This window comes from Lysinibacillus sp. FSL M8-0337 (assembly GCF_038593855.1).
GTDB lineage: Bacteria > Bacillota > Bacilli > Bacillales_A > Planococcaceae > Lysinibacillus > Lysinibacillus sphaericus_D.
This window is the reverse complement of sequence record NZ_CP151996.1, coordinates 4,457,643-4,480,147: the sequence shown is the minus strand read 5'-3', so window position 1 is coordinate 4,480,147 and position 22,505 is coordinate 4,457,643. Positions and strand designations below refer to the sequence as shown.

The window sequence follows — 22,505 nt, the reverse complement described above, 5'->3', positions numbered from 1 at the left end:
AAAGCATCAAGATGTACTTCAAACAGGCAAGCCCCTTTCACTGAGCTTTGAGTGTGGGGGCTTGTTTCTTTGTATACGGTATATTTCATGTGCATTAGTAGAATTATCAACATTCGCCATAATAGTATGAAAGTGAAAAGTACCCGATAAGATAGATTATTGTCTATCCTATCGGGTACTTTTATAGTGCTTAGTAAACTTTATCGCCGTTAAAAATTGAATTTTTTACAATAACATAATCTACATTGCGAATAGCCTCTAGCTTTGTGCCACCAGCATAAGAAATAGATGATTGAAGGTCTTGTTGCATTTCAATTAACGTATCTTTTAGGCTACCTTTATGTTCTACAAACATTTTTTTACCTTCGACATTTTTCTTCTCACCTTTTTGGAATTCTGATGCAGAGCCGAAGTATTCTTTTACTATTTTGCCATCGATTTCAATCGTTTCACCTGGCGATTCCTCATGACCTGCAAATAAAGAACCGATCATGACCATTGAAGCACCGAAACGTACAGATTTTGCAATATCACCATTTGTGCGGATACCACCGTCCGCAATAATTGGTTTCGTTGCAGCTTTTGCACACCAACGTAGTGCTGCTAACTGCCAACCTCCTGTGCCAAAACCTGTTTTAATTTTTGTAATACAAACTTTACCTGGCCCAATACCAACTTTTGTTGCATCTGCTCCAGCATTTTCAAGCTCACGTACTGCTTCAGGTGTACCAACATTACCAGCAATAACAAAGCTATTTGGTAAATGTTGTTTAATATGTTGAATCATACGAATGACAGCGTTTGAATGACCATGTGCAATATCAATTGTAATAAATTCTGGAACTAAGCCAGCACTTGCTAATTCTTCTACAAATGTATATTCTTCATCTTTTACACCGACACTAATAGAAGCAATTAGGCCACGGCTTTGCATATCTTTAATGAAGCTAATACGCGTTTCAGGATTAAAACGGTGCATAATATAAAAGTAACCGTTTTCAGCAAGCTTAGCGGCAATACTTTCATCAATAATAGTCTGCATGTTTGCAGGGACTACAGGTAATTTAAATTTGTGTCCGCCTAATGTAACAGACGTATCACATTCTGATCGACTGTTTACAATACATTTTGCGGGAATTAGTTGAATATCTTCATAGTCAAATACGTTATCCATTATATACACTCCTAAAATACGAATATTATTCGATGTTTATTTTAAATTGTTCGCCATTTGGTAATTTACATGATTTCGAATGAAAAGTCAAAGATTTTATCAAAATAAATAAAAAATAGCCAGTTGGAGACAAGAAAGGTACTAAAACGTAGAAAAGCACACTCTTTTTTGACTGTATAATAAGTGGAAAAGAAGTAAAACTATTGAGGATTTCCTAATGATAAGACTAGCTTATCGTTCGTTATCTAAGTACAATAGAGTTGTTTCATAAATGACAGAGGAGTGGTGAGCATGGCAGTAGAGGTGTACTTAATTTTCAATGGCAATTGTCGAGAGGCTGTAACATTTTATGAGCAAGTTTTTAATACGAACAAGGCAGAAATTATGACATTTGGAGATTCGCCAAGTGATCCAAGCTATCCATTACCGGAAGAAGCAAAAAATCTCGTTATGCACACACGCTTATCCATTTTAGGTAGTACGGTAATGTTTTCGGATACATTCCCAGGTTCACCGTTCACTATTGGTAACAATGTAACATTAGCCGTTGTGACAGATAATGAAGCGCAGTTACGACAAGCGTTTGAAAAACTGAAAGAGGGTGGCAAAGTGACGATGGAACTTCAAGAAACATTTTGGAGTAAATGTTACGGTTCACTTACAGATAAGTTTGGTATCGAGTGGCAGTTTAGCCATGAGGAAAAAGCTAAATAGGAAAATTGAAATAGGCTGGGACAAAAGAGAAAAAGTGTTAGATTGAACCTAATCAATCTAACACTTTTTTGCTATGTCGTTGTTGTCCGCTACGACGATGCTTTCCGCTCAGCACCGTAAGCCGCAACCCTTGCTAACGCGCGGAATGCCCGCGTCTTACATTGTGTGCTGTTCCTGCCGGAGTCACCGTCTCCGCTTGAACACTTCTCTTTATTGCAAAAGCAAGAAGAGCTAAGTTCTACATAAATAGCAAAAATTTATGAACACCTTTTCTCTGTTCCTTAAATTTTTTAGTTATGTCCCAGCCTCTTAATATTTAAAACGACCTACAAAGCTTTGTAATTCGTCCGCCATATCGAGTAAAGCTTTAGCTGCGGATGTCATCTCCTGCATGGAGGACAATGTTTGTTCAGTTGAAGCGGCAACTTCTTCAGAGGCTGCTGCATTCATTTTAGCATGATCAGTTAGCTCGATTGCCGTTGCAGTAACTTCTTCCACTACAGCCGATATTTCTTGGGCAGATGCAGAGATACCTTCCATTTTCGGTGCAATATTACGTAAACTTTCAGTAATGCTCGCGAATTTTTCACTTGTATCTTCGGATAGCTGTAAACCTTCATGTACATCAGAAGAAGCTTTGATCATCGTTTCCACCGATTTAGCCGTATCTTGTTGAATCCCTGTAATAAGCGAAGAAATTTGCTCAGCAGATTGATGTGATTGCTCGGCTAATTTTCTTACTTCATCAGCTACGACAGCAAAACCTTTACCGTGCTCGCCTGCTCTAGCAGCCTCAATCGCAGCATTTAATGCTAGTAAATTCGTTTGGTCTGAAATTGCACTAATAATCTCTAATATTGAACCAATTTCTTTTGTACGATCATAAAGGGACTTAATCATTCTGTCTGATTGTGTCACGGATTCATTAATTGATATCATTTGATTTACAGTACGTTGTACAGATTGACCACCTTCTTCGGCTTGCACAATCGCGTGGTTAGAAAGGTCTGTCACTTGCATTGCGCTATCTGCTACTTCAACGATTCCTTGGGCAATTTCTTCAATAGAGATAGCATTTTGGTCGATACCTGTTGTCTGTCTTTCTGCACTAATCGCTACTTGTTGCATCGCTTGTGAAACCTGCTCAGAAGAAGCAATATTTTGCTCTGCGTGGGCAGATAATCCTTGTGCGGATTCTTGTACATGTTGGACGCTGCGGTCAACATTGCGAATAAGGTTTTTCAAGTTCACCTTCATTGAAATAAATGCTTCACTAAGTAAGCCAATTTCATCCTTAGAGTGAATTTCGATAAACTCCGTTAAATCGCCTTCACTAATTTTTAAAGCACTATGTTTTAGTCGATTAATTGGATTTACGACAGATCGGATCATGACCAGCATAAACAACACACCCACAACAATGGACACCGCAATAATAATTAAGTTCATATTAAAGGTTGAAGCGGCCGCCTTTGTTGCTTCGGCTGAGAACATTGTGCCGACTAGCTTCCAACCCGTTAGTTCATTTGTGATAAATTGGAGCTGTCGATCAGCTTCTATAATTGTGCCACTATCCTGTTTATAAATTTTAGAGATATAACTTTCAGTAGCTTCGGAACCACTTTCTTTTCCACGTTGAGAAATATAGAGTTTGTTGTCATCTAATAGTGAGGCAAAGCCTGTTTTTCCAATACGAATATCATTCGTAATGGCACTTAATGTAGATATATTGAGATCTAGTCCGATGACTCCAGAATTATCTGGCAATGCTTGTGTAATTGTAATAACCATGTCACCAGTACCTTGTGAAATATAAGGTGCTGTAATCGCTACCTGCCCTTTGTTGTTTACTGCTTGTGTATACCATGGTCTTGTTCGTGGGTCAAAGTCGTTTTGGTATTGTTGAGCGGGCTCATCGAGAATTTTGCCTTCACTTGTCCCAAAATAGACAAGTTCAATCTCTGGATGCATATTTACGTACTCTTTAAATAGTGATTTAAGCTCGGGCACTTTACTTTCTTGTAAGTAAGATTGATTAAGTTTCTTAGTAAAATATTGAATGTCTTCAATCTTTGGCTTAATGGTACTAGTAATATTCGTATTAAGCATTCGAATACTTTCAGTTGTACTTGCTTGTTGTTCCTTAGAAATTTGCTTCTCTGCGCTTTGGTAAGAAATGATACCGATTAATAATGTTGGAATGAGAAGCATTGCTAAGAATGAAAAAATGAGCTTTTTCCGTAAACTTAGTTTTGTCAATTGTATTATCCTCACTAAAAATGTTTTATTGTTCTATACTTTTTCCCAAGAAGGTAAATAATAGACGACTAGCTAATTTTAACAAAAATACAATAAAAGTTAAGTCCTTATCCGTTTTTATTTTTAGATAATTGATCGTATCGAAGAAATCCTCCAACCTTTAAAAAGATTCTTTGTTAAGAGACATAGAAATGTTCTATTTGATGTATACTATTGCTCAGAAGAGGAGGGAATTTGTAATGATTCAACAAATTGGACAAGTAATGTTATATGTAAATGATCAAGATGCAGCTGTCGCGTTTTGGACTGAAAAAATAGGATTTGTAGTAGTAGCTGATAATACGGAAGCAGGGATGCGTTGGATTGAAATTGCTCCGACAAAGGACGCCCAAACGTCATTTGTACTGCACAATAAAGAAGTAATTGCGAAAATGCAACCGGAATTAAATTTAGGGACACCTTCTATTATGTTTTACGCCGATAACATAACTGACATGTATCAAGATTTCCAAACGAAAGGAATTAAAGTCGGGGACTTAGTCATGATGCCAATCGGTAGAGTGTTTAACTTTGCAGATCCTGAAAACAATTACTTCGCTTTAGTGGAAAAATAAAAAAGGGGGCTTTAAATCCCTGATAACTAAAAATCCGTAGGGCTGTCTACGGATTTTTTTTAATCTAATTAGCATAGTAGTTTTATCTTTAGAGGGCTACCGGTCTTAATGAGCATTACGATGTTAAATCCTCACCATAAATGGATACAGATTGTCGATCAACGACAAACTCTCGACCATTCCATTTTAAAATGTTTTCAACATATCCTAAACCATCCGCATGATATCTGCCCGCAATTTCTTGATAAGCTAATATTTCATATGTGCCATCGCGATCAAAATCAACAGGATATAAGCCACTAATAGGGTCAACCCAACCTTCAATCGGTTGCTTTAATGTGCCATCTTGATTATAAATTTCCGCTAAGTACTCGGGTCCTTTATATTGTAAATCAAGAATATATTGCTTTTTAGGATTAAAACTCCGCACGGATGCTTTATAGTTATTTAAGTAGTTGACTGAGTAAGTTAGTTTATTATTAAATGACTCGGTATCAAATATGGAACGTACTTTGCCGTTTATAGATGAAAAAATTTCACCGTTAATAATTCCACCACTACCACCAGTATCAGAAATCACCATAATATCTTCTATATGATCTCCAGTAAAATCTCCTAGAAAAATGGTAGGACTATAGCCAACGTTTTCTTTCAGCCCGATTTGTTCGAATTGCCGTGTCTGCCCGTAAAAGATGACAAGTGTAATGTTTTTCCAGAGCGGACTATCGGGTGTTTTAGTACCCATTAAAAATACAGTTTCAAAAAAACCATCACCATTAATATCTCCAAATTTTGTTTGAATAATTTGAGGAGCCATTTGTGTCATGTTTATAGTACTTGGAGATGAATTTAAATTATTGTTCATTTATACACCTCTTTCTTAGTGTTAGCATATGTTTTGAATACAGCTTGGTGCATAAAATAAGTTGTGAAATAAAAGAGGGCAATAATTCCTATAATACTTACTAAAAAACTTGTGATTAGCCCATTGACAATTAACTATGTTGAAAGTATTATAATGTCAATGAATCAGAAAATTCAGTACCACAAGTTATCTCACTACTTAATGTAGGTAGAGATTTTTTTAAACCGTTAATTCTTAGTAAATATATATGTTTTATATAATTTGGGAAGAAGGAGATTTTTGTGAAAGAGTTATTTATTAAAACGGAGCGTCAGCGTTACTGGCTAGAGCAGTTGGCTTCTATTGCAGAGCCAATCAAATCGGAGGCTGTAGAAGTCGACGAACAGTCGCGGTTTCCATTTGAGGCATATAAGCTGCTATTACAAATCGGCTATCCAAAACTAACTTTACCGAAACAATATGGAGGAGAAGGATTATCTGTTTACGATATGATTCTCGTTCAAGAAACATTAGCTAGTTACGATGAAAACGCCTCTCTTTCACTTGGATGGACATTAGGTGTTGTTGGCGAAATATATGACAAAAAGCTATGGACTGAGGATCTACTCCAAAATTTCGCACAGAAAGTACAACAAGGTGCCATTATCAATCGAGCGGTCAGTGAATTAGCAACTGGTAGTCCAACGCGAGGTGGCCGTCCAGGAACAAATGCCGTATCGACAGCGAATGGCTGGTTATTAAATGGCCGTAAAATATTTACGACTGCATCACCCGTACTCGATTATTTTTTAACGTCTGCTTGGATTGAAGAAAAAGGGCAAATTGGCTTTTTCCTCATTCATAAAGATGTAGCAGGGCTATCAATTGAAGAAAACTGGCAAATGTCAGCGATGCGTGGCACAAGCAGTCATGATTTAGTATTACAGGACGTAGTGGTTCCTGCACATCATTTAGTAGAATTGCCGAGTCATCCAAGTGGTGGCAAGATTAATGGCTGGATTTTGCACATCCCTGCAACTTACTTAGGGATTGCACAGGCAGCGAGAGATTACGCTTTACATTTTGCTAATCATCATCAACCAAACAGTTTAAATGCCCCGATTAGCACATTACCAAATGTACAGCAGTTATTAGGCGACATTGAATTAAAGCTACATCAGGCACGTTTTGTCCTGTATGGCGTCGCCGAGGCTTATGATGATCCAACTAGACGCCATACTTTAACGAATGAAATGGCGGTTGCCAAGCATACGGTGACAAATATTGCGATTGATGTCGTGGATAAGGCGATGCGCGTTGTTGGAGCAAAAAGTTTACAGCTTACAAACCCGCTACAACGCTATTATCGTAATGTTCGTGCAGGATTACATAATCCACCAATGGATGATATGACGATACTGAAATTAGCGACAGCTGCCATTGAGCAACAAAAATTATCTGAACAGTAATCATACAATCACTTGAGATGAAGGAGAAATGACATATGTTTAAACAAAAGAAAAAATTATTTCAAATTGCAGCAGTTGGGTTGGCTTCTCTTGCTATATTAGCGGGATGCAGTTCGGGCGAAGCTTCTAAAAATGAAACAGAAGATGGGGTTAAAGTACGTACTGTGAAGGTAGCATACGATCAAGCTTCTAAGCCGATTAGCTATATTGACGATAAAGGTAATCCGACAGGCTACGACGTGGAAGTAATGAAGCTAGTAGATGAACTATTACCTGAATATAAGTTCGAATATGTTGGAACTACAAGTGATGACTTATTAATCGGTGTAGAGCAAGGGAAGTACCAAGTTGGGGTTAAAAATGCATTCTTCACGCAGGAACGTACAGAGAAATTCATTTTCCCTAAAGAATTTTTAGGATTAAGTAGTGCAGGTTTAGTGCTACGCAAAGAAGATGAAGGGATTAAAACATTAGCGGATTTTGCGTCAAAAGGCTATTCATTAGCGCCGATTGCTGCTAACAATGCCCAGTATACAATTATTGATGAGTACAACAAAGCAAATCCTAACAACAAAGTAAAATTACAAGCAGGTGATGCCTTTACTGTCGATGTTGTGCAATGGGTAAATGAAGGACGCGTTGATGGTGGTGTCATGATTGAAGGTCCATTTAAGCAGCAAGTATTAGCGGACGATGGCGCTTATCATAATTTGAAGGATGAGGTTGTTTATAACGAATTTGCAGTGATTAAAACATGGCCACTGTTCAATAAAAAAGAACAAGAATTTGCGGATGCTTATGATAAAGCGATTGCCCAAATTAAAGAACAAAAGAAAACAAGTGAATTAAGTAAAGAGTTTTATGGCCGTGATTTATTTGAAGTGTTAGAAAACGTAAATCGATAATGTTTAAAAGGCTGCCTGAGTCAAGTTACTCAGCAGTCTTTCTTAATAAACGGAGAGCAAAGGCGTTGAAATTTAGCTGCCTTTAGTGAAGATATTGATAAAGTTGGTGAGGAAATGGAGAAGTATTTTGATGCATCGTACATTTGGAACGCTATTCCCTTATTATTGCCGTTTTTAAAAGTAACCTTTTTAGTTGCAGGGTCTTCCATTGTACTAGGTATATTCTTCGGCTTATTATTAGCCGCTGCAAAGTTAAGTTCAATGAAGGTATTACAAAAAATGGCGAATTTATATACAACTATTATGCGTTGTACGCCATCAATTGTTCTATTATTCCTTGTTTATTATGGGGTACCTGCATTAGCAGAAAACATCGGTTTAAATCTTCATGCGATAGAGACAGCCTTCTTCGTCGTCGTGACATTTACATTGCAGTTTGCAGCAATTATGTCTGAAGTGATTAGGTCCTCCTATTTGGCGATTAATAAGGGACAGTTTGAAGCGGCAGTTAGTGTAGGATTAACGCCGTTCCAAGCTTATCGCCGCATTATTTTTCCTCAAGCGCTTGTGATCGCATTACCAAACTTCGGAAATGCCATGATTGCGCTATTACAAGAAGGAGCATTGGCTTACACAATTGGGTTAATTGATATTGTGGGCAAGGCCAATTTAATTATTGCAAGTAATATTAATGCCCATGCACTGGAAATCTATATCGCACTTGCGATTGTTTATTGGGTACTATCAATTGTGATTGAAAAATTCTTTGCTATTTTAGAAAAGTTTTTTGGCAAGGGGAAAAGAACGTTAGAAACAACGTAAGGAGGCGTAATGATGAACTACCAATTTTTAGTTGATACCTTTTTTGTAGCATTATCGGGCGTACCGATCGCACTCCTTGTAACGGTTGTTGCTTTACTCGTTGCCCTTCCACTTGGTTTTTTATTAGCGCTAACACGCATTAATAAAATTCCAGTCATCCATCATCTAGCAAAGATTTATGTATCCTTTGTTCGAGGTACGCCAATTATTATTCAGATTTTTATTATTTATAGTAGTATTCCACTTATCTTAAAAATGGTTTTTGAAAAATATCATATTACCTATGACATTTATAAAATCAATCCAATTTGGTATGCATTTATCGTGTTTGCTTTTAGTACAACAGCTATTTTAATAGAGGTATTCCGTTCGGCACTCGGTACCATTGAAAAGGGTCAGCTAGAGGCGGCACATGCAGTAGGTTTAACGACATTTCAAGCTTATCGCCGAATTATTATTCCACAAGCATTAGTAGTGGCGATGCCGAATATTTGTACAGCAACAGTAAACCTAATAAAAGCGACGTCATTGGGATATGCGATGTCCTTACCAGAAATTACATTGAAGGCAAAAGTTGCTGCAAATGTGGGCTACAATTACGTAGAAGCATATCTTGATATATTCATCGTGTATTTAATTTTATGCAGTACGGTTGAATACTTGTTTAAACGATACGAGCAATATTTGAGCAAATACAAAGTGGCAAATGCCTAAGGGGTGAATCATCATGTTAAAAATCAAAAATATTCATAAATCATTTGGCGATAATGAAATTTTAAAAGGTGTAGATTTATCGATTGATAAAGGTGACGTAGTTGTGATTTTAGGCCCGAGTGGCTCAGGTAAAACGACTTTATTGCGTTGCATTAACTTTTTAGAAAAGGCCGACCAAGGGCATGCGACATTCGGTACGATCGATGTTGATTTTCAAAATGTCAAAAAGAGGGACGTCCATGCTATTCGTCAACGTGTTGCGTTTGTCTTCCAAAATTATAATCTTTTTACGAATAAAACAGCTTTAGAAAATGTGACAGAAGGACTTGTTATTGGCAGAAAAATAGCAAAGGCCGAAGCGATTGAAATTGGTAAAAAAGCGCTTGATAAAGTAGGGCTGTCAGAAAAATATGATGCTTATCCAAGTCAGTTATCTGGCGGTCAACAGCAGCGTGTTGGTATTGCCCGTGCAGTGGCCTTGAACCCAGATATTATTTTATTCGATGAGCCGACTTCTGCACTTGACCCAGAACTAGTGGGAGAAGTATTGACGGTTATGAAGAACATTGCGAAAGAGGGCACGACAATGCTAGTTGTAACGCATGAGATGGGCTTTGCAAAGGATGTGGCTAATCGCGTTATTTTTATGGATGGTGGGGTTGTTGTCGAAGAAGGAAGCCCACATGATATATTCGTTAGCCCGAAAGAAGAGCGGACGAAAAAGTTTTTAAAGCGCGTGATACCAGAGGATTATACATTTTATATTTAAGGTTTCATTGGAACTAATGAAACGTTTTTAGTGGCAGGGATGTAGCGCTAGTTGTTGTAATATCTTTCTTCTGACCGATGATTTTCGTTTTTATTTGTCATTACTCACTATAAAATTTATACTTTTACTTGAAAAAAGAGATTCAATTCTTGTAGGTATAACAAGGAGTTAAGCAACAGTTTCATTCGGAAAGTTTTTGAGAACTTACAGCAAAAGCTAAATTTTCAAAAAGGGGTTTACAACAATGCCACTCACTTTTGCACATCCCGCTGCCGTATTACCGTTCTCAAGAAAAAGTAAGTATATTCATTTTTCTGCAATGGTTATAGGTAGTATGGCGCCAGACTTTGAGTATTTTCTAAGAGGCCAACCTAAGGGTGAAATAGGTCATACTTTTATGGGGTTTATTACGTTCAATCTACCGTTAGTAGCTTGCATCTACTTTATCTATCATTTCTTTATACACCAAACCTTCGTTCATTATTTGCCTAATATACTACAAGATACTTATACAAATAGAGTAGATTCCAATAAATTGTTGAAATTAGTCGTGTTTATTTATTCTGCCTTGTTTGGCATGCTTACTCATGTCGTATGGGATTCCTTTACACATATAAATGGTTATATGGTGCTTACTTTCCCTACAGTATTTACTAAAATCTATCGTATTTATGGTTTTGATCTACCTTTGTATAAGTTTTTGCAACATGGTAGTACATTACTGGGATTCATTTTGATATTTGGTTATATGTATTTCAGAGCATTATCTCAGAGACATAGAAATGCTACTGTTGGTGTTACACATAAAATTATTTATTGGTCATCTTTATTCATAATGACCTCTTTCGTGGTGCTTATTTGGTATGCCATAGACTATGTGCCAATTTTCAATTATGGCATTCTTGTTGTAAGAATGATTGATTCTTTTTTTATTAGTTTATTCGTCATATCAATCTACTTAAAATATAGGTTAAGAAGGTAAAGTATTGAGATTGATCTTTAAAGAGACTGTTCTGATAAATGGGACAGTCTTTTTTTGTTGCTGATTTTTGAGCGCTGTTTGTTGAAAAGAGGATGAACAAGTAGATTTTCGCTAGATAATGTATGAAATTTCAATTTTTTATTAAACAGAATTATCAAAAAATATTGACATTTAAGTTTTCTTTTTTTATATTTTTACTAATATATTTCCGTTTATCGGAATTAATTTCCGTATAGTGGAAAGATGCGTGTAGTGGGTTTTATTTGTAACAAGTTACTACTTTAAGATTTTGACTAAGAATGCAAAGGGGAGAGAGGATGGCAAATCTACAAGAGAATCAGAATATTGAAGAGCCGAAAATCAAGGGGATTAATGCGTTTGTTTTAATGTTTATTATTATTTTAGTTATGAGTGTCCTTACGTATATTATTCCAGCTGGTCAGTATGATCGAGTTGAGATAAACGGACGTATGGTTGTAGACCCTGAATCATTTCACTATATAGATTCGAGTCCAGTCGGTTTCCTTGAAATATTCAATAGTGTCCATTTAGGGATGCTAGAAGGCGCTTCTATTATTTTATTTGTTTTTTTATTTGGGGGCGCACTTGGTATTATGCAAAAGACGGGAGCAATTGATTCATTTATTAAAGTAATGGCTTCTAAGTTTGGTAAGAAGGAGTACGTGTTAATTCCGATTCTGATATTAATCTTTGCTAGTTTAGGAACATTAATCGGTTCAGCAGAGGATACACTTGTATATATTTCCATCATTATTCCATTAACGATGGCTCTTGGAATGGACGCCATTACAGGATTTGCAATTGTCATGCTAGGGACATTAGCAACTGGCTTTACATCGGGCATTACCAATCCATTTAACATCGGCGTTGCTCAAACGATAGCTGAACTGCCAATATATTCAGGCATGTCTTATCGCATTATTGTATTTGTTGTTTTTTATCTTTTAACAGTAATTTATATTATTCGACACGCAAAAAAAGTGAAAGAAGATCCAGCGAAAGGAATCTATGGAAAGTTTAAGAGAGAAGATACTGTGGAACTATCGTTAGACTTTAAAATGAGTGGTCGTCATTTATTGGCTTTGCTTGTGTTGTTAGCGAATTTTGTTGCATTAATTGTCGGGGTTATTAAGTTTCAATGGTATATCAGTGAAATTGGTGGCGTATTCTTATTAAGCAGTATCATTATGTCAGTAATTTGTAAAATGAGTCCAAATCAAATGGCTGAAGGCTTTATTTCAGGAGCTAGAGATATGGTGGAGGGCGCTTTAATTATTGGCTTTGCTCAAACAATCCTCGTTATTACGACATCGGGTGGCTTAATTGATACAATTTTACATTTTGTAGCGAATGCAGTCAGTGTATTACCTGCTTCTATTAATGCAGTAGGTATGTTCTTACTACAACTGTGTTTAAATTTCTTAGTTCCATCAGGTAGTGGACAAGCTGCTTTAACAATGCCCATTATGACACCGTTAGCTGATTTAATTGGCGTAACAAGACAGACAGCCGTATTGGCTTTCCAGTTTGGAGATGGTATTTCAAATATGGTGATTCCTACAAGTGGTGTTTTGTTAGCAGGTTTAGCAATCGCAGGCATTCCATTTTCCAAATGGTTTAAATGGGTTTTCCCATACTTCGTTATTCAAACGACGTTAGCCATTATGTTATTAATTATTGCACACGTTATGAATTATGGACCGTTTTAACTTAGTAGAATGATAGGAGGATTTACAAATGATAGAAACAAAAGACTTACAGCAACAGGTCATTGCTTGGAGACAGCACTTACATATGTATCCTGAATTATCACATCAAGAGCATCAAACAGCACAGTATATTTATGAGCAATTAATAACATTCCCGCATTTAGAAGTAAAACGCTTAACAGAAACAAGTGTCTATGCATGCTTAAAAGGGATGAAGACGGAGGGGCATGGTCATACGATTTTATTGCGTGCAGATATTGATGCATTGCCAATTGAAGAAGAGACTGATTTGCCATTTAAATCAAAAAATCCAGGTGTGATGCATGCTTGTGGACATGATGCACACCCAGCGATGTTATTAGGTGCTGCGAAAGTATTAGCTGAGCGGGGAACAGATTTCAATGGTGAAATCCGTTTTATTTTCCAGCATGCAGAGGAGGTAACGCCAGGGGGAGCTGCTCAACTTGTATCATTAGGTGTTGCGGATAATGTAGATTATGCATTTGCATTACATGTAAGCCCTGATTATCAAGTCGGTCAATTTGCCATGAAGGATGGAAAGTTTACGGCAGCTGCAGATGATTTTGAGATTAAGATTTACGGTCGAGGTGGACATGCTTCGACACCAGAGGTTGCAATTGATCCGTTATTGATTGGGTCAGAAATGGTTGTGGCATTGCAAACTATTGTGTCGCGCAAAGTACCAAGCATTCATGCCCCAGTTTTAACGGTAGCAAAATTTCATTGTGGCACAGCCTTAAATATAATTGCGGATACAGCAGAGCTTGGTGGTACAATTCGTTCACTTGATGCGACAGTACGTGTCGAGGCTCGTCATCATTTAGAGAAAATTGTAAAAGGTATAGCGTCGATGCACGGTGCTACGGTAGATATTAAATGGGAGCTTGGTTGTCCTTCTGTAACCAATGACAAGGAGCTTACAGCTTTATCGCGTCAAATAGCGGGGGATATTGTAGGCGCAGAAGGTGTACAGGAATTACCGGCACCAATGTTTGGAACAGAAGATTTTGCCGATTTTTCTGAGATTGTTCCTTCTTCAATGCAGTATATAGGGGTTCATAATGAGGATTTTGGTGAAGCCTATCCTTTGCATCACCCTCGCTTTAAAATTGATGAGGATGCCTTGATTTATGGTGTTCGCTATTTTGAAAAAATCGCACGGACATTATGCCCTTAAAACCATCACCAGTGTGGGTGGGTGTTTGAGTGTATTGGTGTAAAGTATCTAGTAGTTAATTGGAGTGAAGTATGGAGACGCCCGCGGAAAGCGCCCGCAGCGGAAATCAACGGCAGTAACTATCTACAAAAATAAACACCCACCTTATGCAGGCGGGTGTTTATCGTTGTTATCGCGTATTATTTTGTATAGTTATCAAAATAACCTTGAATATAAATCATTGGTGTTCCTTTATCGCCTGAGCCTGAAGTTAGGTCAGAAAGAGAACCGATTAAGTCTGTTAATTTACGAGGTGTTGTACCTTGAGCAGCCATTTGACCAGTTAAATCTTCGTCTTTATTTTGAATATATTCAGAGATAGCTGTTTTTAATTCTTCTCCGCGAAGATCAGCAAAATCATTATCTGCTAAGTATTTTAATTTTACTTCATTCGGTGTACCGTCTAAGCCTGCAGTGTAGGCAGGTGATACAACAGGGTCAGCAAGCTCCCAAATTTTACCCACTGGATCTTTGAATGCACCATCTCCATAAACCATTACCTCTACTGTTTTACCAGTAGCTTCTTTGATTTTTGCTTGGATGCCATCAACGATTGGTTGGCACGTATGTGGGAATAGTTTTACACTTTCCTCAGTTGCTTTGTTTGAGCCAAGTAGACCGTATTCTGCATTAAAGCCAGAACCATTAATAGATTCAGCTAAAATATTATCTAATGAAAATACCTTTTCAGCACCATTCGTTGTTAAAATACGTTTTGTACGGAAGCGAGTGTGAATATCGCATGTTAGTACACTTTTTGTATAGGCTAAAATTGTTTTTGGATTATTTGAGAAGATGACTTCACAAGCAGCACCTTCAGCTTCAATTAATTCTTTGTAATATTCAATATAATCTACACCTGTAAATGTGTGTTTTTTATAGCCGAAATGCTCGCGGAACTCAGCTTCTGTTAATGTATCAGTCCAAGGATTAATACCTTTAACATCTAGTTCGTCGATATCAACTAAGTGGTTGCCAACTTCATCCGATGGGTAGCTTAGCATTAAAACGACTTTTTTTACCCCTTTCGCAATACCACGTAAGCAGTTTGCAAAGCGATTACGGCTTAAAATTGGGAAGATTACACCAACCGTATCATCACCAAACTTAGCTGCTACATCCGTTGCAATGTCATCGATTGATGCATAGTTACCTTGTGCACGTGCTACAACAGATTCTGTTACTGTCACAATATCTCGATCCTCAATTGAATAGCCTTCCACTTTAGCAGCGTTTAGCACTGTATCGACAACGATTTGTTCGATGTTATCGCCTTCGTTAATAATCGGACCACGAAGACCTCTTACCACTGTTCCAACTACACGTTCCAAAATAATCTCTCCTTATAAATAGCTATATGTTAATTTTTAATGAGATGAATAAAACCAATATGATTTTACTATACGCTCAGTTAATGATATAAGTAAAATTAATAGTTTAAATAATAGCTATAAGGAGAGCTTATATGATAGGGAAATTAGATTTATATCGTGTTTTTAGTATCGTTGCAAAAAATAGTAGCTTTTCTAGGGCGGCTAAAGATTTATTTATGACACAACCCGCAGTTAGCCAAGCCATGATGCAGCTCGAAGGGGAGCTAGGCACTAGACTCTTCAACCGAACACCAAAGGGCGTCACATTAACGACAGAAGGAAAGTTGCTATTTGAATATACTAATTCGGCATTAGGTCTTTTAGATGCTGGGGAAGAAAAGCTACTAGAATTTAAAAATTTAACGACAGGCCAATTGAAAATAGGGGTAGGAGATACAATTTCACGCTTCTTTTTAATGCCATATCTTGAGTCTTTTCATACGATGTATCCAAATATAAAATTGCAAATGTTAAATGGCACTACTTCGGAAATATGTAACTTTATAAAATCTGGTGAGGCTGATGTCGGGCTTTGCAATTTCCCAATAGAAGATGTCAGTTTACAATTAACCGCGTGCACGGAAGTTCAAGATATTTTCGTCTGTGGAGAGAAATATAAAACGCTCAAGTCAAAGAGCTTAAGTTTTGCGGATTTATTAAAGTTCCCCCTTATTTTTCTTGAGAAGAAATCGAACTCGAGAAACTATGTTGAAACTTATTTAATGTCAAAAGGTATTCAAATTGCACCAGAGTTTGAGCTCGGTTCACATGATTTAGTGCTTGAATTTGCACGTAGTAATTTAGGAATCGCGTGTGTAACAAAGGAATTTTCAAAGGATTATTTACAACGAGGGCTACTTTATGAATTGCCACTTGTAGAAAGCATTCCAAATCGTAGTATTGGGATGTGTTATTTAAAAAGTGTTCCATTGTCCCGTGCTGCTACAAAATTTATCGAGATTATTGAACGTAAACAAGCTCGGAAGCAGATAAACCCCCGAACTTTAAAATAAGCTTAGCGACTAGATGATAGCCTGCTAAGCCTTTTTTTATGCTTCGCTTTTCGTTGTAATCAATTCAATCAGTGCATCGACATTTCGTTTGTTTTTCATTGTAGGAGAGTGTAAATAGGAAAATGTCCGGATAAATCGTTGTTCAGCAAGTGGCAAAATAGCAAGATCACCATTTCGAAGGTCGCGCTCAATTACACTGCCAGATAGTAAAGAAAGGCCTAGTCCTTCAATCACACTTTCTTTCACACCTTGGTTGCTACTAATGGTTAAGAGTGATTGCACTTGAAGACCGTTTGTTCTAAATAGATGGTCTAAATAATTACGTGTACCTGAACCAACTTCACGTGCAACCCAATGTTGCCGTTGTAATTGTGGAATCGTGATAGCAGATTGTTGAACAAGGGGGTGGTCGTTTGCGCTAACTATAAATAACTCATCTTCCATAAAAGGTTGAATAATAAGCTCATTGTCATGTGCCTGACCTTCAATAAGCCCTATATCTACTTGTAATAGTTTAGTAAATCGAATAATTTCATCGGTATTGCCAATAATAACTTGTAGCTCTAATTGAGGGAATTTGTGCTGAAGTTTCGACAACATGGCAGGCAATATATTTTCTCCAATTGTAAAGCTAGCCCCTATTACGAGCGTGCCTTGAATCGAATGGTGATAAGCTAATATATCTTCCTTCGCTGCCTCAGCAATAGCCATAATTTGTTTGGCACGCTTATATAAAATCTCACCAGTTGGTGTGATTTGCACAGACTTTGGCGAGCGGATAAATAAAGTAGTCTGCAACGTTTGTTCAAGGTTTTTAATATGCAAACTGACACTAGGTTGAGAAATATGGAGAATTTCTGAGGCCTTCGTAAAGTTATTGATTTCAACTAATGTAACGAACGTTTTTAACGCATCGTATTGCATCGTATCCCCCCTTATTATTAGAAAAATTAATAATTGTAATTATATATATGTATTTTACTGATGATTAACTTTTTTATAAAGTATAATCATCAAGAATGAAAGAAGTGGACAGCATGAATCAACAACAGGGGATAAAGAATTTACTAGCGCCACCATTTATCAAGGGGATTATATTGACATTAGGTCTTGCCTTAGTGGCTAAGTATATTTCGACATTTCCTTTTTTCTCAATATTGGGCCAGCTTGTAATAGCAATCATACTTGGGATGGTATGGCGAGCAACATTTACTGTACCTGATGTCTGGCAAACGGGTATATCTTTTTCGAGTAAAAAACTATTGCGACTAGGTATTATTTTGCTGGGGATGCGCTTGAATTTAGCTGATATTTATCATGCAGGAGCGAGCGTCTTTTTGATTGCCTTTCTCAATTTAGTATTTGCCCTCTTTGTCGTTTACTGGTTAACGAAGGTACTTCATGTCGATAAAAAGCTCGGCATTTTAACGGCTTGTGGAACAGCTATTTGTGGAGCTGCGGCTGTTGTGGCGATTGCCCCTCAAATTAAGGCGAATGAAAAGGAAACCGCTGTAGGTGCAGCGATTGTCGCCTTGCTTGGCACAGTATTTACACTTATTTATACAGTGGTGTATTCACTTATTGGCTTAACACCGACACAATATGGCATTTTTGCAGGAGGTACATTGCATGAAATAGCTCACGTTATTGCAGCAGCGGCCGCAGGTGGCGATGAGGCTGTGGATATGGCGGTCATTGTAAAATTAACACGCGTCGCATTGCTTGTACCAGTAGCGATTGTAATCGGGATTATGTATCAAAGAAGAAACAAAGAACAAGGAAGCAAAGCATTTTCGTTATCTATAATTCCTTGGTTTATTCTTGGTTTTTTAGTTATGAGCGCTATTAATTCGTTAGGAATAGTACCACCAGCAGTTGCACAAACAGTCGTGAATTGCGCATATATTTTAATTGCTATGGCGATGGCAGGCTTAGGATTAAATGTAGAAATGAAAACATTTAAGCAATTAGGCATTAAAGCCTTTATCGCAGGACTGATTGGTTCGGTATGTTTATCAATCGTCGGTTATTTCTTAGTAGTAGTGTTTCAATGACTAAGAATTGTTTGAGAATTGTTTGGGTGCCTGACACCAAAGAAAAAACCATGCATATTTTCTAGAAATATGCATGGTTTTTTAGATAGAATCAGAAGATAATTTAAATAGGTTTACAATTTGTTTTTAACGTTGTGCTTCGATAGAAGAAGCCAGCTCAGCAACGACAATTTTACTGCCGATAATTGGGCTGTTCTCAGGTTTTGCGCCTTCAGAGCCAGGTTCAGGACGGTGATGCGCCGCCGCAAAAGCATCGCTATTACGCCAAGCTTGGAAATGCTCTTTCGATTCCCAGTACATATTAACGCTCATTTCGTCATATGTAGGATCATCTGTAGAAATTAATACCTCTACTTTGTGGAAGCCTTCAAACTGTTGCAGAGGACCTGGCTTCGTAAAGTTTGGTGCCATTTTCGCAGCAAAGCCAGGCTTTACTTGAATACGATTTGTAACAATAATCATACTAATACCCCCTAATCATTTTATTGAAGATAGATTAAAGCAAAATCGAATGAATTATCAATGATTATCATTCGCAATCAATGATAAGTGTCCTAGGAAGTCATTGTCAACAAAATTGCAAAGGAAAACGATATTTCGAACGACTAATATTCGACTTTATCTCTATTATAGCTCAACCAGGTAGTTGTAGGCATTCTATAACTATCGTTACCATCTTGTTTTCAAATATACATACCTAGTGTTCTTTTGTGGTGCGTGCTGACATTTAGTTGACATAAATAAATGCTATCATAAAAAATCAACAAGCCATTGGCGAGGTGAGAAAGTGATGATAAAAATATTAGTGGTAGAAGATGAAGCGATAAAATACACGATATCCAAATTTTTTGGATATCGTGTTTGGTTTTTTACATGCTAAAATAAAGCATTCTTTTTTTTCGAGGAGTATCTAACGGATGAATGAACAACAATTTGATAAATTTTTGCACATTAATACGGTCGGTGAACAATATGGATTTCCTAAATTGGCTCACTACCATCGCTACGAGCCAACTCCATATACAGGCTTAGAACAATTATTTTCCCAATATGAGATGCCAAAAAATCCAGTTTTTATTGATATGGGCTGTGGGAAAGGCAGGGTTCCTATTTATATTCATCATAAATTTCACATTCCGACAATTGGAGTTGAAATGGACGCAGGTTTTTATAAAGAGGCAGAGCATAATAAGGAAAGTTATTGCCGAAAAAAGGATTCACAAGCGAACATTTCTTTTGTTCATACAATTGCGGAAAACTATAACATACAACCAAGTGATAATGTTTTTTTCTTTTTTAATCCATTTTCCATTAATATATTTCGTACGGTTATTCATAATATATGGAAGTCTTATGAGCAACAGATGCGCGAAATCCATATTATTTTATACTATCCGCCGTACGATTATTTGCAGTTTTTACATCATGGTACCCCTTTTGAGTTGATACATGAGGTGCATCTAGAACACGAAACAAATATAAATGAACGCCTTTGCGTGTTTGCAATAAAGTAATTTCCGTGCAAGAAGTTCTCTTTCGGACGCTACAAAAATGGATTTTCCGCACGGGTTATTCTTGCAGAGTATGGCAAACATGATGTTTATTGTTTATTTTTAATCACTTTCATTCGACGCTTAGAGCACGAGTAGCTCTAAGCTTTTTTTATAGCGTTGTATCGTTCTAATGCACGGGCTCGTGCTGTTTTATGATCCACGATGGGCAATGGATAGGTATCACCTAATGTAATTCCGGCTTGTTCCAAGATGGCCGTTGGTGCTGTTTGTGGAGCGTGTATATACTTTGCAGGGAGAAGTGCTAATTCGGGCACCCATTTTTTTATATAAGCACCATCTGTATCAAATTTCTCTCCTTGTAACGAAGGGTTGAAGATACGGAAATAAGGAGCGGAGTCGATACCCGTACCGCTGACCCATTGCCAACCCATAGCATTATTTGCTGCATTAAAGTCGACAAGCGTATGCTCAAACCATGCATAACCTTCTTGCCAAGGTTGTAATAAGTGTTTGACTAGAAAAGATGCAACAACCATTCTTACACGGTTATGCATATAGCCGGTTTCCCAAAGCTCACGCATCCCTGCATCAACAAGAGGATAACCAGTTTGTCCAGTTTTCCATGCATCAAGACGAATGGAATGAGGCTCCCACCCAAAATGTTGAAAATTACTGCGTAATGAATCAGTAGAAAATGTAGGATAGTTCAATAGTTGATAAATCGAAAACTCTCGCCATATAAGTTGTCTTAAAAAGCTTTCTATCTGCTGACTAAATATTGTGTTGTCCTCATCTTCTATTAGCTCTTGGCATGTTGCCCAAAGAAAGCGAATGCTAATGTTCCCCACTGCAAGAAATGGAGACATTTTAGAAATGGTTTCTTTGGCTGGGTAATCTCGCTTATCGTGGTAGTCAAATAAACTTTGTTCTACGAAAAGCTCCCACTGCTCCATTGCCCCATCTATCCCAGGTTTCCAATAATGGTGAAACTTGTGGTACCAATTACCATGAAGTAATTGCAATTGCTCTAACGCTAGAGATGATACCTTCGTAGGAAAAGCTCTAATATTAGTCGGTTGACCAAGCGGTTGACGTACGGGCTCCTGCAAACAACGCTTATAAAATGATGTAAAAATGGCATAAGGCTTGTTTTGTTGATTTTGAATGTTCGATAAGTTGAATAATGCATCACCATAGAATGCTTTTACTTCAATATTATTAGCCTGTAATATATTGGTTAGCTGCTCATCTTCATTTCGTTCAGTTGGAAGAAAACGCTCGTTAAAATACACAGCGTCTGCTTCAGTATCTAAAGCTAACTGTAGTACTTCTGAAATGACTTCACCCTTTCGTAAAATCAGTTGCATGTCATAGTCATCAAGTGTCGCTTGTAGATTCTGAAGTGAATAGTACGTCCAAAAACTTTGAGCGGTATTGCACTTTGAAAATTGCTCATTATGAATATAAACCGGTAAAATGACCCCTAATTTAGCTGCATGCCAGAGCGCGGGGTGATCATCTAGTCGTAAATCATTACGAAATAATACAATTATTTTTTTATTCATTTTGAATCATCCTTTTATAGTTTAAAAATATACGTTAGCACAAGTAAGTAGAAGTTGGATTAAAGCAAGGAGGACATTATGAAAACACTATTCAAACGTCAAGTAATGCTAGCATCCTTAGTTGCAGGTTGCTTATTTGGTATTTTCTTTAAAGTTGTTGAAAATCTAACAGGAAGCCGCGTTTATACATTACTGTTAAATGTCGATTATATACCGATTTTAAAAAATTATCGATTTCCAGAAGTGATTGAATTTTCCTTCCATCTCGTGATTTCGTGGTTCATAACAGCCATATTATATACCCTTCGAAACAAGTATAAGTGGAATAATGGTACGTTAATGAGAAATAGTATCATACTTCAAATGATTATAGGATGTATGTTGTTTCCTACAACAACCTTCTCAACACGAACACCGAACTTTACAGATTTCTACGCATTTAGTTGGTGGCTTGTTGGTCATATTTTGTATGGCGTACTGGTAGGCGTTTTTTTGAAAAAAAAATAAGCCGTTAAACTATAAAAGGAAAGCAATTTTTGCAAAATGGACGTTATTTTTCTAACGTCGAAAAAATAAGGATGATAGCTTTCTACTAAATTTATACCAACAATTGATAGATAATTCACAAATAACTAATTATACTGAAAAATCACTCTAGACTAAATATAAAGAATGTTTTACAATGTAAAAGGCTTAATTGAATATTATCTAGCTTCAAAATTAGATAGTTATAAATAATTATTTTTGCTATTG

General features: G+C 37.0%; 21 protein-coding genes. 14 read left to right on the top strand and 7 right to left on the bottom strand.

All coding sequences use genetic code 11. The features are described 5' to 3' along the window. Nucleotides 1–190 precede the first annotated feature (190 nt). The gene (guaC, locus tag MKY08_RS21890; protein ID WP_069514193.1) at nt 191–1,174 is read right to left on the bottom strand and encodes a GMP reductase; all 984 of its coding nucleotides are present in this window, start codon (nt 1,172–1,174) and stop codon (nt 191–193) included. A gap of 291 nt (nt 1,175–1,465) precedes the next feature. Here guaC and MKY08_RS21885 point away from each other — a divergent pair, with 291 nt between their 5' ends. Continuing rightward, nucleotides 1,466–1,888 (top strand): VOC family protein, encoded by a 423-nt coding sequence (locus MKY08_RS21885; protein WP_069514195.1) that lies wholly within the window; start codon nt 1,466–1,468, stop codon nt 1,886–1,888. A gap of 309 nt (nt 1,889–2,197) precedes the next feature. Here MKY08_RS21885 and MKY08_RS21880 read toward each other — a convergent pair whose 3' ends face one another. Further along, nucleotides 2,198–4,147, bottom strand: coding sequence for a methyl-accepting chemotaxis protein (locus tag MKY08_RS21880; RefSeq protein WP_069514198.1), 1,950 nt, complete (start codon nt 4,145–4,147; stop codon nt 2,198–2,200). Between the two features lie 239 nt (nt 4,148–4,386). Between MKY08_RS21880 and MKY08_RS21875 the strand changes: the two genes are divergently transcribed. Then, on the top strand, nt 4,387–4,761 hold the full coding sequence (locus tag MKY08_RS21875) for a VOC family protein (protein ID WP_069514201.1): 375 nt from the start codon (nt 4,387–4,389) through the stop codon (nt 4,759–4,761). 115 nt (nt 4,762–4,876) lie between these two features. Here MKY08_RS21875 and MKY08_RS21870 read toward each other — a convergent pair whose 3' ends face one another. Beyond that, the gene (locus MKY08_RS21870; protein ID WP_069514203.1) at nt 4,877–5,626 is read right to left on the bottom strand and encodes a hypothetical protein; all 750 of its coding nucleotides are present in this window, start codon (nt 5,624–5,626) and stop codon (nt 4,877–4,879) included. Nucleotides 5,627–5,907: 281 nt separating this feature from the next. Between MKY08_RS21870 and MKY08_RS21865 the strand changes: the two genes are divergently transcribed. The 8 genes from MKY08_RS21865 (at nt 5,908) to MKY08_RS21830 (ending at nt 14,194) form a co-directional block, all read left to right on the top strand. Beyond that, nucleotides 5,908–7,074 (top strand): acyl-CoA dehydrogenase family protein, encoded by a 1,167-nt coding sequence (locus MKY08_RS21865; protein WP_069514206.1) that lies wholly within the window; start codon nt 5,908–5,910, stop codon nt 7,072–7,074. 35 nt (nt 7,075–7,109) lie between these two features. Beyond that, nucleotides 7,110–7,979: a transporter substrate-binding domain-containing protein gene (locus MKY08_RS21860; protein ID WP_024364439.1), complete on the top strand. Its 870-nt coding sequence runs from the start codon at nt 7,110–7,112 to the stop codon at nt 7,977–7,979. Between the two features lie 114 nt (nt 7,980–8,093). Beyond that, a complete protein-coding gene (locus tag MKY08_RS21855; protein WP_069514209.1) occupies nt 8,094–8,801 on the top strand; it encodes an amino acid ABC transporter permease in 708 nt (235 codons plus the stop codon). A 12-nt stretch (nt 8,802–8,813) separates the two neighbouring features. Beyond that, the gene (locus MKY08_RS21850; protein WP_069514213.1) at nt 8,814–9,515 is read left to right on the top strand and encodes an ABC transporter permease subunit; all 702 of its coding nucleotides are present in this window, start codon (nt 8,814–8,816) and stop codon (nt 9,513–9,515) included. A 13-nt stretch (nt 9,516–9,528) separates the two neighbouring features. After that, nucleotides 9,529–10,284, top strand: coding sequence for an amino acid ABC transporter ATP-binding protein (locus MKY08_RS21845; RefSeq protein WP_069514216.1), 756 nt, complete (start codon nt 9,529–9,531; stop codon nt 10,282–10,284). 244 nt (nt 10,285–10,528) lie between these two features. After that, on the top strand, nt 10,529–11,266 hold the full coding sequence (locus MKY08_RS21840) for a DUF4184 family protein (RefSeq protein WP_069514219.1): 738 nt from the start codon (nt 10,529–10,531) through the stop codon (nt 11,264–11,266). A 317-nt stretch (nt 11,267–11,583) separates the two neighbouring features. Continuing rightward, on the top strand, nt 11,584–12,996 hold the full coding sequence (locus MKY08_RS21835) for a TIGR00366 family protein (RefSeq protein ID WP_069514222.1): 1,413 nt from the start codon (nt 11,584–11,586) through the stop codon (nt 12,994–12,996). A gap of 28 nt (nt 12,997–13,024) precedes the next feature. Continuing rightward, nucleotides 13,025–14,194 carry an amidohydrolase gene (locus MKY08_RS21830; RefSeq protein WP_069514225.1) on the top strand — a complete coding sequence of 390 codons (1,170 nt, stop codon included), beginning with the start codon at nt 13,025–13,027 and terminating at the stop codon, nt 14,192–14,194. Between the two features lie 179 nt (nt 14,195–14,373). Here the strand turns inward: MKY08_RS21830 and MKY08_RS21825 are convergent, their stop codons facing one another. Further along, nucleotides 14,374–15,564, bottom strand: coding sequence for a coenzyme F420-0:L-glutamate ligase (locus MKY08_RS21825; RefSeq protein WP_025220869.1), 1,191 nt, complete (start codon nt 15,562–15,564; stop codon nt 14,374–14,376). 134 nt (nt 15,565–15,698) lie between these two features. Between MKY08_RS21825 and MKY08_RS21820 the strand changes: the two genes are divergently transcribed. Then, nucleotides 15,699–16,619 carry a LysR family transcriptional regulator gene (locus MKY08_RS21820; protein WP_069514227.1) on the top strand — a complete coding sequence of 307 codons (921 nt, stop codon included), beginning with the start codon at nt 15,699–15,701 and terminating at the stop codon, nt 16,617–16,619. Between the two features lie 36 nt (nt 16,620–16,655). Here the strand turns inward: MKY08_RS21820 and MKY08_RS21815 are convergent, their stop codons facing one another. Then, on the bottom strand, nt 16,656–17,543 hold the full coding sequence (locus MKY08_RS21815) for a LysR substrate-binding domain-containing protein (protein ID WP_069514232.1): 888 nt from the start codon (nt 17,541–17,543) through the stop codon (nt 16,656–16,658). Between the two features lie 113 nt (nt 17,544–17,656). On the opposite strand from MKY08_RS21815, the gene MKY08_RS21810 reads away from it, so the two are divergent. Then, nucleotides 17,657–18,673 carry a YeiH family protein gene (locus MKY08_RS21810; protein ID WP_069514235.1) on the top strand — a complete coding sequence of 339 codons (1,017 nt, stop codon included), beginning with the start codon at nt 17,657–17,659 and terminating at the stop codon, nt 18,671–18,673. Between the two features lie 126 nt (nt 18,674–18,799). Here the strand turns inward: MKY08_RS21810 and MKY08_RS21805 are convergent, their stop codons facing one another. Further along, nucleotides 18,800–19,135 (bottom strand): heme oxygenase, encoded by a 336-nt coding sequence (locus MKY08_RS21805; RefSeq protein WP_024364429.1) that lies wholly within the window; start codon nt 19,133–19,135, stop codon nt 18,800–18,802. Between the two features lie 455 nt (nt 19,136–19,590). Between MKY08_RS21805 and MKY08_RS21800 the strand changes: the two genes are divergently transcribed. Beyond that, nucleotides 19,591–20,187: an SAM-dependent methyltransferase gene (locus MKY08_RS21800; protein WP_069514237.1), complete on the top strand. Its 597-nt coding sequence runs from the start codon at nt 19,591–19,593 to the stop codon at nt 20,185–20,187. A gap of 137 nt (nt 20,188–20,324) precedes the next feature. Here MKY08_RS21800 and MKY08_RS21795 read toward each other — a convergent pair whose 3' ends face one another. Next, entirely contained in the window at nt 20,325–21,752 is a 1,428-nt protein-coding gene (locus MKY08_RS21795; protein ID WP_069514241.1) for a deoxyribodipyrimidine photo-lyase, read from the bottom strand. A 78-nt stretch (nt 21,753–21,830) separates the two neighbouring features. On the opposite strand from MKY08_RS21795, the gene MKY08_RS21790 reads away from it, so the two are divergent. Then, entirely contained in the window at nt 21,831–22,259 is a 429-nt protein-coding gene (locus MKY08_RS21790) for a hypothetical protein (RefSeq protein WP_069514244.1), read from the top strand. Nucleotides 22,260–22,505: the final 246 nt, after the last annotated feature.